The organism is Pseudomonas corrugata, assembly GCF_001269905.1.
Taxonomy (GTDB): Bacteria; Pseudomonadota; Gammaproteobacteria; order Pseudomonadales; family Pseudomonadaceae; genus Aquipseudomonas; species Aquipseudomonas corrugata.
Genome location: NZ_LHVK01000003.1, coordinates 128,437 through 143,440, shown reverse-complemented (window position 1 = coordinate 143,440; position 15,004 = coordinate 128,437). Strand labels below are relative to the sequence as shown.

Here is a 15,004-nt window from a genome sequence, read left to right as displayed (position 1 = left end):
GTCCTCCCGCCACAAGGAGCGTGTATTTGCCGGATTGGAGCGGTTATGGGTGATCGGCACGACTATGTGGCCCTGGAATGGGTCAAGGGCGAGATTGCCGAAACGCTGAAGCAGGCCCATCTGGCCCTCAACCGGTTGGTGGATGACCCGCAGGCGGTGGACGCCCTTGAGCAATGCCTGGCCTGCATTCACCAGGTGCATGGCAGCCTGCAGATGGTTGAGTTCTATGGCGCGGCGTTGCTGGCCGAAGAGATGGAGCAGCTGTGCAGCGCCTTGCAGGACAACCACATTGCTCATCGCGAAGAAGCCATCAGCCTGTTGAGCCAGGCCCTGGGACAGATGCCAATCTACCTGGACCGCATCCAGGGTGCCCGCCGCGACCTGCCGCTGGTGGTCTTGCCGCTGATCAACGACCTGCGCAGTGCCCGGGGCGAGGGCCTGCTGTCGGAGACCAGCCTGTTCAGCCCGGAGCTGCCCGACATCGCTCCCCTCGGCGATGCGGCACTGAAGCGGCTCGAACCGGCGGACCTGCCCGGCACCTTGCGCAAGTTGCGCCAGACCTTGCAAGTGGCTCTGGTGGGACTGTTGCGCGAGCAGGATGACGCTACCCATCTTGGTTACCTGGCCAAGGTCTTTCATCGTCTGGAAGGGCTCTGCGCCGGGGCGCCGCTCAATGCCCTGTGGCAGGTGGCTTCGGCGCTGGTCGAAGGCATGCGTGACGGGCGCATTGCCAACAGCCCGGCGTTGCGCAGCCTGTTAAAGGAAGCCGACAAGGAACTCAAGCGCCTGCTGGAGCACGGCATGCCTGGCATCAATCAACCGGCACCGCCACACCTGCTCAAGAGCTTGTTGTTCTATATTGCCAAGGCCGAACATCCCAGCGGGCAAATGCAGATCATGAAAGAACGCTACTCACTGGACGACGCGCTGCCTGACAGCGCCATGCTCGACGAAGAACGTGCGCGCCTGGCCGGGCCCGACCGTGATGCCATGCGCTCGGTGCTCACCGCGCTCTGCGAGGAGCTGGTGCGGGTCAAGGAGCGGTTGGACCTGTTCGTGCGCAGCGATCGCCAGCACGCCTCGGAGCTGGACAGTTTGCTGGCGCCCCTGCGGCAGATCGCCGATACCCTGGCGGTGCTCGGTTTCGGCCAGCCGCGCAAGGTCATCATCGATCAATTGGCGGTGGTACTGAGCCTCTCCCAGGGGCAGCGTGAGCCCGATGACGCGACCCTCATGGACGTCGCCGGTGCCTTGCTCTATGTCGAGGCCAACCTGGCCGGCATGGTCGGCACCGTCGAGCCTGAAAGTCGTGAAGACAGTCAACTGCCCACCACCGACCTGACCCAGATCCACCAGATTGTCATCAAGGAAGCCCACACCTGCCTGCAACAGGCCAAGGACATGATCGTCGACTACATCGACGCCGACTGGAACAGCGAGCAATTACAAACCCTGCCGACCCTGCTGACCCAGGTCCGCGGAGCGTTGGCGATGATCCCCCTGAGCCGCGCTGCCGGTCTGGTGGAGGCTTGTAACGGATTCATCCGCGACCACTTGCTGCCGGACCAGGCCCGACCGGGTTGGGAAGAGCTTGACCATCTGGCCGACGTGATCACCGGCCTTGAGTACTATCTGGAGCGCTTGAGCGAAGATCCGGAGGCACCTGGTGAGGCGCTGTTGGAGGTGGTCGAGGGGAGCCTGGCTGCGCTCGGCTATTTTCCGGACGAGGCCCGGGTACCGTTGCTCGATGATGTGCTGAGTCCCAACGAGGCCCAGGTCATGCAGGACCTGCAAGAGCTGGATGATCCAGAGACCGTGCAATCCCTCGCCGACATGCTGGCCAACCCGGTCTCGGCGGTCAATCCGCCGGCCAGGAACACGCCCGGCAGTCTGCTGCCGCCCCCGGCGGATGAGCATCCGGTCGACGAAGAGTTGCGTGAGGTCTTTCTCGAGGAGACCGGCGAGGTGCTGGAGGCGCTGCACGAATACCTGCCGCGCTGGGCCGCTCACCCCACTGATCAGGTCGCCCTGGGGGAAGTGCGCCGGGCCTTCCATACGCTCAAGGGCAGCGGCCGCATGGTCCGGGCACTGGTGCTGAGTGAACTGGCCTGGGCGGTGGAGAACCTGCTCAACCGGGTGCTGGAGCGCAGCGTCGAGCCGGGAGCTACGGTCCTGCAACTGGTGGACGACACGGTGCGGCTGTTGCCCGCCCTGGTCGCCGATTTTGCCGCCCATCTTCAGCGCCAGCGTGACGATGTCGACCGTTTGGCCGCACGCGCGCACGGCCTTGCCAGGGGCAATGATGAGCTTGACGAAGACCAACTGGACGTGGCCGCCCTCGACCCGCTGCTGTTGAAAATCTTCGATAGTGAAGCCCAGGGGCATCTCGCCGGCATCAATCGTTTTCTCGATCAGGCTGCCGAGCACTTGCCCTTGCAGGCCAGTGACGAATTGCAGCGTGCCCTGCACACCCTCAAGGGCAGCGCATCGATGGCCGGGGTGCTGCCGATTGCCGAACTGGCCGGGGCGATGGATCAGCTTGCCCGGGAATACAGGGTGCACCTGATTCCCCTCGACCTGGATGAAGTCGAGTGCCTGCTGGAAGCCGAAGGCCTGCTGCGCCTGGGCCTGCGCCAGTTGCACAGCGATCCGCTGGCGCCGATTTCCGGGGCTGCGGACTTGATCCTGCGGGCCCAGGCCTTGTTGGCCGAGCGCCTGCAGGCGGTCAGCGGTACCTCGGACAATGGCGCGCGGAACAAGCGTGACCCGCAACTGATCAACGATTTCCTGTCCCAGGGCATGGACATCCTGCTGGACGCCGAAAACCTGCTGCAACGCTGGCAACAGCATCCCGGCGAGGGGCAGGAATTGAGTGCGTTACTGGATGAGCTGACGACGCTCGGCGAAGGGGCGCACTTGGCCGACCTGCAGCCGGTGGACGAACTCTGCGAAGCCTTGCTCGATCTTTATGGCGCCGTTGAAGAAAGCAGCCTGACGGTCAGCGACGAATTTTTCCAGCAGGCGCAACGCGCCCACGAAGCGTTGATCGACATGCTCGATGAGTTGGCGGCCGGTCAGCATGTGCATCCACGGCCCGAGCGGGTGCATGCCCTGCACGCCCTGCTCGAGGCCGGACTCGATCCGTCGGCCACGGGCCTGATCCGCAGCGATGGCAGCCGCACCTTGAGCATCCGCGAGCTGGGTCGTGCAACCGCCGAACTCGAACGCGACGTTCCCGCCGACACGTCGATGGACGACGACATCACCTCGATCTTTCTCGAAGAGGCCCAGGATATCCTGGAGAACGCGGCCCAGGCCTTGCAACGATGGCTGGCCGACCCGGACAACGGGGCGTCGCTGTCCTCGTTGCAACGGGACCTGCACACCCTCAAGGGCGGCGCACGGATGGCTGATATCCGGCCGATCAGCGATCTGGCCCAAGAGTTGGAAAACCTCTACGAAGGCCTGGTAGACCGTCGATACAACTACAGCGATGAGCTGGCTCAGCTGCTCAACAGCAGTCACGAACGCCTCGACCTGCTGCTTGGACAATTGCAACAGGGCCAGACGTTAGGCGATCCGGTTTCGCTGATTGACGCCATCCGCCGATTCCGTCAGGACAAGCCGAACGCCGTCGAGGGCGCCGGGTCGATCCCGGGCGACACCGCCAGTCACGATCCCGAGTTGCTGGAAATCTTTCTGGAGGAAGGTTTCGACATCCTCGACAGCTCCGGCGCGGCCTTGCTGCGCTGGCAAGCCGAACCGTCGAATCGCCAGGCGGTGGAAACCCTGCTGCGAGACCTGCACACCCTCAAGGGCGGTGCGCGGATGGTGGAGATCGGGCCCATTGGCGACCTGGCCCATGAACTGGAAAACCTCTACGAAGGCTTGTCCGCAGGCCTGCTGCAACCGACGCCGGCGCTGTTCGTCCTGCTGCAGAGCAGCCATGACCGCCTGGCCCACATGCTCGATGCTGTGCAGGCCGGCCTGGCATGCCCGCCGGCGGACCGGCTGATTACGCAGATCCAGGCGGTCAACCACCCGCAGCACAGCGAAGCCCCGGCACCGGAGCCCTCAGTGGCCCCGGCCGTGCCCCTGGCGGTAGTCGCGACACCCGTGGCCGCCAAGCCCGAGCCAGGTGCATCGAGCGACGGTACGGACATGGTCAAGGTGTCTGCCGAACTGCTGGACGATCTGGTAAACCTCGCCGGGGAAACGTCGATTTTCCGTGGCCGAATCGAACAGCAGGTCAACGATGCGCATGTGGCCCTGAGCGAAATGGAAACCACCATCGAGCGCATGCGCGACCAGTTGCGACGCCTGGACACCGAAACCCAGGGGCGGATCCTCAGTCGCCAGCAAGTGGAGGCCGAGCGCCTGGGCTACGAAGAGTTCGACCCGCTGGAGATGGACCGTCATTCCCAGCTGCAACAATTATCCCGGGCGTTGTTCGAGTCTGCCTCGGACTTGCTCGATCTCAAGGAAACCCTGGATCGCAGCAACCATGATGCCGAGAACCTTTTGCAGCAACAGCGACGCATCAATACCCGGCTCCAGGAAGGCCTGATGCGCACGCGTATGGTGCCGTTCGAGCGTATGGTGCCGCGGCTCCAGCGCATCGTCCGGCAAGTGGCCCAGGAGCTGGGCAAGGATGTGGAGTTCGTCGTCGATAATGCCGAAGGCGAGATGGATCGCAATGTGCTGGAGCGCATGGCCGCGCCGTTGGAGCACATGCTGCGTAACGCCGTCGATCATGGCCTGGAGCCGGCCGACGTGCGCATTGCCGCAGGCAAGCCGGCCCGTGGGCGTATCAGCCTCGACCTGTCCCGCGAAGGCGGCGACATCGTTTTCGATATCCGTGACGACGGCGCCGGCGTGCCGCTGGACGCGGTGCGGCGCAAGGCGATCAAGCGCGGGCTGCTGGCACCGGACACCGACATCAGCGACCGCGACGTGCTGCAATTCATCCTGCAACCGGGATTCTCCACCGCCGAAAAGATCACCCAGATCTCCGGGCGTGGCGTCGGCATGGACGTGGTCCACGAAGAGGTGCGGCAACTGGGCGGCAGCATGGTGATCGACTCGACGCCGGGGCAGGGTGTGCACTTCCGCATCCGCCTGCCCTTTACTGTGTCGGTCAACCGGGCCCTGATGGTGCAATGTCACGAAGACCTGTACGCGATTCCGTTGAACACCATCGAAAGCATCGTGCGGGTGCTGCCTGCCGAGTTGGAGGCTTATTACCAGCTCGATCCACCGACCTATACCTACGCCGGGCAACGCTATGAGCTGTGCTACCTGGGCGAGCTGTTGAAAAGCGCTCCCCGCCCTAAACTGCTGGGTCAGAGCCAGTCCTTGCCCCTGTTGCTGATGCATTGCAACGAACGGCATATCGCAGTACAGCTGGATGCGACCGTCGGGACCCGGGAGATCGTGGTGAAAAGCCTCGGCTCACAATTCTCGGCGGTACAGGGCCTCTCCGGCGCGACGATCCTTGGTGATGGCCGGGTGGTGCTGATTCTCGATCTGTTGGCACCGATCCGCGCCATGCCCAGTCAGGCCCCACGCCGCCCGGTACTGGCCGAAGGCGAGGGCGAGCATCAGCGGCCACTGCTGGTACTGGTGGTGGACGATTCGGTGACGGTCCGCAAGGTCACCAGCCGCCTGCTGGAGCGACATGGCATGCACGTTCTGACTGCCAAAGACGGCGTGGATGCCATGGCGGTGCTGGCCGAGCACACCCCGGACCTGATGCTACTGGATATCGAAATGCCACGCATGGACGGCTTCGAGGTCGCGACGCAGGTGCGCAACGATCCGCGCCTGGTTCACCTGCCGATCATCATGATCACCTCCCGCACCGGCCAGAAACACCGAGACCGGGCCATGGCCATCGGCGTCAACGACTACCTGGGCAAGCCCTATCAGGAGTCAGTGTTGCTCGAGAGCATCGCCCACTGGAGCAAACCCCATGCATGACCACCGCACCCGCTACCTGACCGGGTTGCTGTTGCCCCTGGCGGACCGGCATCTGGTGTTGCCCAATGTGGCCGTGGCCGAGCTGATCGACTATCAGCGCGGCACCTTCGATATGGACACCCCGCCGTGGTTCCTGGGTTGGGTCACCTGGCGTGAACGGCAGATCCCATTGTTGAGCTTCGAATCCGCCTGCGACCAGAAAACCGTGATTGGCGAACGCGCCCGTATCGCCGTGCTCAACGCCTTGGGCGGTCGAGCGGAATTGAAGTTCATCGCCCTGCTGGTGCAGGGCATCCCGCGCTCCTACAAGCTCGATAGCCAGTTGAGTTACGTCGACGTGCCGTTGTGCGGGCTGGAGCAGGCGGCTGTGCAGGTGGGCGAGCATGTGGCGAAGGTGCCGGATCTGTTGGCCCTGGAAGAACTGGTGATCGCCGCCGGACTCATTAGCCCCTCTGGAGGTCTTAAGACTTGATAATTCCCAAAAAGGGACCTATCGGTCCCTTTTTGGGACTTATGGTTTCTCCATGAATCATCTCTCTCTCAGCGATGCATTATTTACGGTAACCCAGCAACGGATCCTGGGTTTGTTGTTCGGGAAACCGGATCAGAGTTTCTACACCAATGAGATTGCTCGCTGGGCTCAAGTGGGCAAAGGCAGTCTGATGCGCGAGCTGGAGCGCTTGCAGAATTCGGGCGTTCTGAGGTTGACTCGTCAAGGTAACCAAAACCCATTACCAGGCCAATACACACTGCCCGATTTACGCTGAACTGCTGGGCATCGTTCGCAAAACCATCGGCATAGCCGAGCCGATTCGCCAAGCATTGGAGCCTTTTTCCGGGCAGCTAAAATGGGCATTCGTCTACGGTTCCATCGCCAAGGCTCATGCCCTTGGAAGAGCAACTGGGCCGACCTCTCAACCCTACGCTCTACGCGCCTCAGGACTGGGTCGCAAAATTTGCAGCTGGCAACCACTTCGTGGTGCGAGTGGCGCAACAGGACAAGATCAGCTTGCTGGGTGAAGACCCTTTGGAGTCCAAGGATGGGATACCAGGAAAGCCTGGAGAATCTGTTACGTAGTGGCGGGCTTAAGGCCGAACCGCCTGATCGCCAGGAATGCGAGGTTTGATGCACTCGGCAATGGCTCGCCTCAATGACGCACAAACGCCGTCTCTTTCATTCGCCAGCCGGTTTGACCTGGCCTACAACGCGGCTCATGCCCTGGCGCTTACGGCACTGCGCTTGAGCGGCTATCGTTCGGACAAGCGTTATCTGGTTTTTTAATGTCTGATTCAAACGGCAGATGCCAGCAAGCTTCAGGTCCGCATATTTGCGCTTTGCCATGAACGGCGCAATCTTGCCGAATACGAAGGCTACATGGATGAAGATCATGGGCTTCTCGCTCAACTGATTGAGAGTGCTGTGGAACTGCTCGAGCGGGTCCGGTGATTGATGGACATCTACTGATCCTGGCGCAAGCCGCAGAATCTGAGCCCACCACAACCCTGTGTGCGAGCCTGCTCGCGATAGCGGCGCCCCATTCAGAACAGATACAGGCTGACCCACCGCCATCGCGAGCAGGCTCGCTCCCACACGAAATTCATTTCAACCATTACTCCAAGCGTAACGATCCACCGTCGAGCTTGATTGATGCCATCGTCCCATCACTCCTAAGGTAATCCTCACGACAGCGAACCCGTGGAGTGGTCATGACAACAACAATATCCCCCGACTCGCGCTGGACGCGGCGGCGCGGCGAAAAGCAGCGGCGTCTCGAACAGGTGAAGGGCATGGTCGATGGTGTGGTATTGCCCACCGATCGGATCGTCGAGGCGTTGCAGGTTCTGATAGAACCTGGCGACCGTGTGGTGTTGGAAGGCAACAACCAGAAACAGGCGGATTTCCTGTCGCGTTCCCTGGCCAAGGCCGATCCTTCGAAGCTGCACGACTTGCACATGATCATGCCCAGTGTCGGCCGCTCCGAGCACCTGGACCTGTTCGAACGCGGCATCGCCCGCAAGCTCGATTTTTCCTTCGCCGGGACCCAGAGCCTGCGTATCAGCCAGTTGCTGGAAGACGGTCTGCTGGAAATCGGCGCGATCCACACCTACATCGAACTCTACGCCCGGCTGGTGGTGGACTTGATTCCCAACGTGGTGCTCTCGGCCGGTTTCATGGCCGACCGCGCCGGCAACATCTACACCGGTCCCAGCACCGAAGACACTCCGGCGCTGATCGAGCCGGCGGCCTTCAGCGATGGCATCGTCATCGTCCAGGTCAACCAGTTGGTGGATGACGTCAGCGACTTGCCACGAGTGGACATCCCGGCGTCCTGGGTGGATTTCGTGGTGGTGGCCGACAAGCCGTTCTACATCGAACCGCTATTCACCCGCGACCCGCGCCACATCAAGCCTGTGCATGTGCTCATGGCGATGATGGCGATCCGTGGGATCTATGAAAAGCACAATGTCCAGTCCCTCAACCACGGCATCGGCTTCAACACCGCCGCCATTGAGCTGATCCTGCCGACCTACGGCGAATCTCTCGGTCTGAAGGGCAAGATCTGCCGCAACTGGACCCTCAATCCTCACCCGACGCTGATCCCGGCCATTGAAAGCGGCTGGGTCGAGAGCGTGCATTGCTTCGGTACCGAACTGGGCATGGAACATTACATCGCCGCCCGGCCGGACGTGTTCTTCACCGGCCGCGATGGCTCGCTGCGCTCTAACCGCATGGTCTGCCAACTGGCCGGCCAGTACGCGGTTGACCTGTTCATCGGTGCCACCCTGCAAGTGGATGGTGACGGTCATTCCTCGACGGTTACTCGAGGCCGACTGGCCGGTTTTGGTGGTGCGCCGAACATGGGTCACGATCCCCGTGGTCGCCGCCACGGTACCCCGGCCTGGCTCGACATGCGCCACGGCGACGGCGAGGCCCCGTTGCTCGAACGCGGCAAGAAGCTGGTAGTGCAGATGGTCGAGACCTTCCAGGAGGGCGGCAAACCGACGTTCGTCGACACCCTCGATGCGGTGGACGTGGCGAAGAAAGCCGGCATGCCCCTGGCGCCGATCATGATCTACGGCGACGACGTTACCCATCTGTTGACTGAAGAGGGCATCGCCTATCTGTACAAGGCCCGCTCACTGGAAGAGCGCCAGGCGATGATCGCGGCGGTTGCCGGGGTCACCGCCATCGGCCTGCGCCACGACCCGAAGGACACTGCCCGCATGCGCCGCGAAGGGCTGATCGCGTTGCCCGAAGACTTGGGTATCCGCCGCACCGACGCCACCCGCGAATTACTCGCCGCCAAGAGCGTGGCCGACCTGGTGGAGTGGTCCGGCGGCCTCTACAACCCACCCGCCAAGTTCAGGAGCTGGTAATGCACGCACTCAACCTGCAACCGAAAACGCTGACCCTGGCCGAACGGCTGGCGGACCTGGCGGTGGACGCGCTGATCGACGAAGCGGACCTGTCGCCCAAACCGGCGCTGGTGGACCGCCGTGGCAATGGCGCCCATACCGATCTGCACCTGGGACTGATGCATGCCTCGGCGCTTTCCTTGTGGCCGGCCTTCAAGGAAATGGCTGACGCGGCACTGGCGTTCGGTGAAGTGGGCCTGCCGCTGCGCGAAGCCCTCGGGCGCATCGGTCGTGAAGGCGAAGCGGCGATGCTCGCCACCACCGATGGTGTGAATACCCATCGTGGCGCGATCTGGGCGTTGGGCCTGTTGGTGGCGGCGGCTGCGCTGGAGCCTGAATCCAGCGCAGCCGGTGCCGTCACGTTGCGTGCCGCACGCCTGGCGCTGCTTGAAGATCGCTACGCGCCAAGACCCCTCAGTCATGGCGCCCAAGTGGCCCAGCGCTACGGCGCACGCGGTGCAAGGGAAGAAGCGCAGCTTGGCTTTCCTTCGATCATGCAACGCGCACTGCCGCAACTCAGGCGCAGCCGCACCCAGGCCCATGGCGAGCAGAACGCCCGGCTCGATGCCTTACTGGCGATCATGAGCCAACTGGCGGACACCTGTGTGCTGTACCGCGCCGGCGAACCCGGTTTGCGGGCCATGCAGGCCGGTGCCCAGGCGGTACTGGATGCCGGTGGCAGTGCGAGCCTTGACGGCCGTCGCCGATTGCACGCACTGGACCAACAACTGATTGCATTGAACGCCTCGCCCGGCGGCGCCGCCGACCTGCTCGCGGCCTGCCTGTTCATCGACCGTATCGAGTCGGGTGATAGCGTCATCCAGGGAGTTTGCTGATGGAAACCTTATCCTTTGAATTTCCCGCCGGGCAGCCGCCACGGGGCCGGGCGCTGGTGGGCTGTGTCGGCTCGGGTGACCTGGAAGTGCTGATCGAGCCGGGGCTGGCAGGCAAGCTGACTATCCAGGTGCAGACCTCGGTCAATGGCAGCGAGCAACGCTGGCAGCATCTCTTCAGCCGGATGTTCGACGGCCAGACGCCACCCGCGCTGTCCATCGATATCCATGATTTCGGCGCCACCCCCGGCGTGGTGCGTCTGCGCCTGGAGCAAGGTTTCGAGGAGATCGGTCATGACTGACAGTGCAGCGTTGCTCAACAAGCACAGCTTCGTCGAACTCGGTGCCCGGCAACGGGCGAAGGCCTTGCTCGATGACGGTACGTTTCGCGAACTGCTCGACCCGTTCCAGCGAATCATGTCGCCGTGGCTGCTGCGCCAAGGCGTGGTACCGCAAAGCGACGACGGCGTAGTGATTGCCAAAGGCAGCCTCGACGGCCTGCCGGTGGTGATCGCCGCCATCGAAGGCGCGTTCCAGGGCGGTAGCCTTGGCGAAGTGGGTGGGGCGAAGATCGCCGGCGCCCTGGAGCTGGCCGCCGAGGACAACCGCAAGGGCATTGCGACCCGTGCGGTACTGCTGCTGGAAACCGGCGGTGTGCGTTTGCAGGAAGCCAATCTGGGGTTGGCGGCTATTGCCGAGATTCATGCTGCGATTGTCGACCTGCGTCAGTACCAGCCGGTGGTCGGTGTGGTGGCGGGCAGTGTCGGTTGCTTTGGCGGCATGTCCATCGCCGCCGGGCTATGCAGTTATTTGCTGGTGACCCAGGAGGCGCGGCTGGGATTGAACGGTCCGCAAGTGATTGAACAGGAGGCCGGAATCGAGGAGTACGACTCCCGGGACCGCCCGTTCATCTGGAGCCTGACCGGTGGCGAGCAACGTTTCGCCAGCGGATTGGTGGATCGTTATTGCGCCGATGATGTGCAGCAGATCCGCCAGCAGGTCAGCCAGTTGTTGCACCTGGGCGTGCCCGCCGTACACCGCAGCGGCCAGGCCGAGTTGTTCCTGCAGCACCTGGCCCGGTTGGACACTGACGTGCAGATCGAACCGGCAGCGGTTCGCCAGTTGTATCAGGGAGAACGCCCATGAGTTCGTATTCATTGAGAGGCTTGCGCTGGTTCGAAGCCTTGAGTGGTGGCACCGAGCCGCTGCCGGGATTGCCCGCTTCGGTGAAAGCGGCCGATGCCAGGTTAGGCGGGCAGACCGTGCGCCTGTTGGCGGTGGTAGCCGATCCCGATAATCGTTTTCCCCGGGCGCGCAACGGAGAGGTCGGTCTGCTGGAAGGTTGGGGCCTGGCCAAGGCGGTGGATGACGCCATCGAGGCTGACCGCGAGGCGTCCAGCAAGCGTGCGCTGATCGCCATTGTCGATGTACCCAGCCAGGCCTATGGTCGCCGGGAGGAGGCCCTGGGCATCCATCAGGCGTTGGCCGGTGCGGCGGACAGTTATGCCCGTGCCCGGTTGGCCGGACATCCGGTGATCGGCTTGCTGGTGGGCAAGGCAATGTCCGGGGCGTTCCTGGCCCACGGCTACCAGGCCAACCGGCTGATTGCATTGCGCGATCCTGGGGTGATGGTCCACGCCATGGGCAAGGCCTCGGCAGCGCGGGTGACTCTGCGCAGTGTAGAAGAATTGGAAGCCCTGGCCGCCAGCGTGCCGCCGATGGCCTATGACATCGACAGCTATGCCAGTCTGGGGTTGTTGTGGGAAACCCTGTCGGTCGAGCAGATAGAGCAGCCATCGGCGACCGATCTGGCCCGGGTCACCGATTGCCTGCAGCAAGCGATCAACGATGTGGCCGGTGCGCCTCGAAATTTGAGCGGCCGCCTTGGGGCGCCCCATCGGGCCGCTTCCAGCCAAGTTCGCCAGTTGCTGAGCGCGCAGTGGTGAACACCTTCCTGGCGCACGACCTGCTCTGGGGGATGACCCCGCAGCAGTTGCCAGCGGATGCGCCGGCGTGGGCTGTGCAAGCCCTCGGCCTCGGGCAACCGGTGGTGGTGCGGCGGGCGCTGACGGCGCCGGGACAGGTGGCGGTGGGTGTTCGTGGTCGGGCTCGGGAGCAGCGTTACGCCACGTTGATGCAGCTGTCAGCGATCCGGCGTCGGGTGCGCCCGGAAGACCTGTGCCACATCGACTGCCAACGGAACTTGCCGGCCCTGCGGGTGTTGTCCCGCCTGCGGCCGATACTCAACGCCTGCGGCTGGACCTGGGGCATCAGCGGCAGCGCCGGGTTCGAACTCGCCAGCGGCATCGAGGCACTGCATGAGCGCAGCGACCTTGACCTGATCCTGCGCACGCCGCAACCGATGGATCGCGTCCAGGCCAGGGACTTGCTGGCGCAACTGGACGGCTTGGTGTGCGTCGTGGACATGCAGTTGCAGACGCCATTCGGCGCTGTTGCCTTGCGAGAGTGGGCGGGCCCGTCGCGTCGGGTCCTGCTCAAGGATGACCTCCAGGCGCGGCTGGTGAGCGATCCCTGGCAGCCGTCGCTGGAGCAGGTCGCATGAGCAGCCTCCTGGTATTCCCCGGCCAGGGTGCGCAGCGCACGGGCATGCTCCATGGCCTGGCGCCGCATGTGTTGGCCGAGGCGAGCGATGTGCTCGGTGAAGACGTGCTGCAACTGGACGGCGCCGAGGCCTTGCAATCGACCCGCGCCGTGCAGTTGTGCCTGTTGATTGCGGGTGTGGCGGCGTCGCGCCGCTTGCTGGAGCAAGCCCCGGCGCCGGACTACGTGGCGGGGCTGTCCATCGGCGCATATCCGGCGGCGGTGGTGGCGGGTGCGCTGGGGTTCGAGGATGCGTTGCGGCTGGTCAGCCTGCGGGGCGAACTGATGCAGCAGGCCTATCCGCAAGGCTATGGAATGACCGCGATCATCGGCCTGGACCTCGCCGTCGTGGAAGGTTTGCTGGCCCAGGTGCACAGCGGCGCAACGCCGGTCTACCTGGCCAATATCAATGCCGATAACCAGGTGGTCATCGCCGGCAGCGACGAGGCCATGGCGGTGGTTGCCAGCCACGCACGCAGCCAGGGCGCCGGCAAGGCCTGCCGCCTGGCGGTGAGCGTGCCGTCCCATTGCCCGTTGCTGGAGAGGCCGGCGCAAACATTGGCCCAGGCATTTGCCGACGTGCCGCTGCAAGTCCCCACGCTGGGTTATCTCAGCGGCAGCCGCGCCCGGCTTGTGACAAAGCCCGACGCCTTGCGCGACGACTTGGCTTTCAACATGTGCCGCGTCGTCGATTGGCGCGGTACGGTGCAAAGTGCCTATGAGCGAGGCGTGCGCTTGCAGATCGAGCTGCCACCTGGTGCGGTGCTGACCGGCCTGGCACGCCGGGTGTTCGAGCAGGGCACTGTCATGGCCTTTGACGGTGCCCGGCTCGATACCCTGCAAGCGCTGCTCGCAGAGGAGGGACGCCGCCAACCCTAGACCATCGACTCAAGCTGGCGAAGCACAAAAACAACAACTTCGACGATGCACTTTGAGGACTACAACAATGATTATTTACGGTGTGGCGTTTCTGGCCTTTTGTACCCTGACGGGTATTTTCATCGGTGAGCTGCTGGGCAAACTGATCGGCGTGCCGGCTAACGTCGGCGGAGTCGGCATTGCGATGCTGCTGTTGATCGGCCTGGGCAGCTATCTGAGCAGACGCGGTCTGTTCAAGGGCAAATCCGAGGCCGGCGTGGAATTCTGGAGTGCGATCTACATTCCCATCGTCGTTGCCATGGCAGCCCAGCAAAATGTCTATGGCGCGCTCAAGGGCGGGCCGATGGCGATCCTGGCCGGGATCCTGGCGGTGGTGATTGCCTTTGCGTTGGTGCCGGTGCTGGTGCGCATTGGCAACAAAGGGCCTGAAGCCAACGTTTCCGTGAAGACGGTAGGGTGATCACTATGTACGAATCAATGATGAAAGTGATTACCGGCTATGGCCTGATCAGTGGTTTTGCGGTTGTCGGCATCACCATGTGGGTGTCGTACTGGATCAGCAACACATTCACCAAGGGCCGACTGCACGGTTCGGCCATCGCTATTCTGCTGGGGCTGATACTGTCGTATATCGGCGGGGCGATGACTGGGGGGCATAAGGGGGTGGTGGACATTCCGCTGCTTTCCGGGATTGGTTTGCTGGGCGGCGCCATGCTGCGGGACTTTGCCATTGTCGCCACGGCGTTTGGGGTGAGTGTCGAGGAGCTCAAGCGTGCCGGCTTTGTCGGGGTGGTGGCGTTGTTTGTCGGTGTGGGCACCTCGTTCATTGCCGGCGTGGGTGTGGCGATGGCGTTCGGATACACCGATGCGGTGAGCCTGACTACCATTGGCGCCGGAGCGGTCACGTATATCGTCGGGCCGGTCACCGGCGCGGCTATCGGCGCCAGTTCCGAGGTTATGGCGCTGTCCATTGCCGCAGGTTTGATCAAGGCGATCCTGGTGATGGTGGCAACGCCTTTCGTGGCGCCGCTGATCGGCCTCAACAATCCACGCAGTGCGGTGATCTTCGGCGGGTTGATGGGCACCTCCAGCGGCGTGGCCGGCGGGCTGGCGGCGACCGATCCGAAGCTGGTGCCGTATGGATGCCTGACGGCGGCGTTCTATACCGCGCTGGGTTGTTTGCTGGGCCCTTCGTTGTTGTTCCTGATCATGCGCGGGCTGATGGGCTAGTTTGCAGGCTGCAGTTCTGATCGTTCCCACGCTCTGCGTGGGAATGCCTCTTTTGACGCTCTGCG

Annotated in this window: 11 protein-coding genes and 2 pseudogenes; all 13 read left to right on the top strand. The window is 63.3% G+C overall.

Annotation, left to right across the window (positions count from 1 at the left end):
- Window positions 1–45 precede the first annotated feature (45 nt).
- The 13 genes and pseudogenes from AD665_RS00860 (at window position 46) to madM (ending at window position 14,939) form a co-directional block, all read left to right on the top strand.
- Entirely contained in the window at window positions 46–5,979 is a 5,934-nt protein-coding gene (locus tag AD665_RS00860; RefSeq protein WP_053190556.1) for an Hpt domain-containing protein, read from the top strand.
- Window positions 5,972–6,451 (top strand): chemotaxis protein CheW, encoded by a 480-nt coding sequence (locus AD665_RS00855; RefSeq protein WP_024778876.1) that lies wholly within the window; start codon window positions 5,972–5,974, stop codon window positions 6,449–6,451. Before AD665_RS00860 ends, AD665_RS00855 begins: the two co-directional genes overlap by 8 nt.
- A 52-nt stretch (window positions 6,452–6,503) precedes the next feature.
- Window positions 6,504–7,057, top strand: a pseudogene (locus AD665_RS26575) (transcriptional regulator).
- A pseudogene (locus tag AD665_RS27715) lies at window positions 7,020–7,426 on the top strand (hypothetical protein). The pseudogenes AD665_RS26575 and AD665_RS27715 overlap by 38 nt, the downstream one beginning before the upstream one ends.
- Before the next feature lie 260 nt (window positions 7,427–7,686).
- Window positions 7,687–9,357: a malonate decarboxylase subunit alpha gene (mdcA, locus tag AD665_RS00845; protein WP_024778875.1), complete on the top strand. Its 1,671-nt coding sequence runs from the start codon at window positions 7,687–7,689 to the stop codon at window positions 9,355–9,357.
- A complete protein-coding gene (locus AD665_RS00840) occupies window positions 9,357–10,232 on the top strand; it encodes a triphosphoribosyl-dephospho-CoA synthase (RefSeq protein ID WP_024778874.1) in 876 nt (291 codons plus the stop codon). Before mdcA ends, AD665_RS00840 begins: the two co-directional genes overlap by 1 nt.
- Window positions 10,232–10,531 carry a malonate decarboxylase subunit delta gene (locus tag AD665_RS00835; RefSeq protein WP_024778873.1) on the top strand — a complete coding sequence of 100 codons (300 nt, stop codon included), beginning with the start codon at window positions 10,232–10,234 and terminating at the stop codon, window positions 10,529–10,531. The genes AD665_RS00840 and AD665_RS00835 overlap by 1 nt, the downstream gene beginning before the upstream one ends.
- Window positions 10,524–11,375: a biotin-independent malonate decarboxylase subunit beta gene (locus AD665_RS00830; protein WP_053190553.1), complete on the top strand. Its 852-nt coding sequence runs from the start codon at window positions 10,524–10,526 to the stop codon at window positions 11,373–11,375. The genes AD665_RS00835 and AD665_RS00830 overlap by 8 nt, the downstream gene beginning before the upstream one ends.
- Entirely contained in the window at window positions 11,372–12,175 is an 804-nt protein-coding gene (gene mdcE, locus AD665_RS00825; RefSeq protein ID WP_024778871.1) for a biotin-independent malonate decarboxylase subunit gamma, read from the top strand. The genes AD665_RS00830 and mdcE overlap by 4 nt, the downstream gene beginning before the upstream one ends.
- On the top strand, window positions 12,169–12,792 hold the full coding sequence (locus tag AD665_RS00820) for a malonate decarboxylase holo-ACP synthase (protein WP_024778870.1): 624 nt from the start codon (window positions 12,169–12,171) through the stop codon (window positions 12,790–12,792). The genes mdcE and AD665_RS00820 overlap by 7 nt, the downstream gene beginning before the upstream one ends.
- Window positions 12,789–13,709 (top strand): malonate decarboxylase subunit epsilon, encoded by a 921-nt coding sequence (gene mdcH / locus AD665_RS00815; protein ID WP_024778869.1) that lies wholly within the window; start codon window positions 12,789–12,791, stop codon window positions 13,707–13,709. The genes AD665_RS00820 and mdcH overlap by 4 nt, the downstream gene beginning before the upstream one ends.
- Before the next feature lie 67 nt (window positions 13,710–13,776).
- Window positions 13,777–14,169 carry a malonate transporter subunit MadL gene (madL, locus tag AD665_RS00810; RefSeq protein ID WP_053190551.1) on the top strand — a complete coding sequence of 131 codons (393 nt, stop codon included), beginning with the start codon at window positions 13,777–13,779 and terminating at the stop codon, window positions 14,167–14,169.
- 5 nt (window positions 14,170–14,174) lie between these two features.
- Window positions 14,175–14,939: a malonate transporter subunit MadM gene (gene madM, locus AD665_RS00805; protein WP_024778867.1), complete on the top strand. Its 765-nt coding sequence runs from the start codon at window positions 14,175–14,177 to the stop codon at window positions 14,937–14,939.
- Window positions 14,940–15,004: the final 65 nt, after the last annotated feature.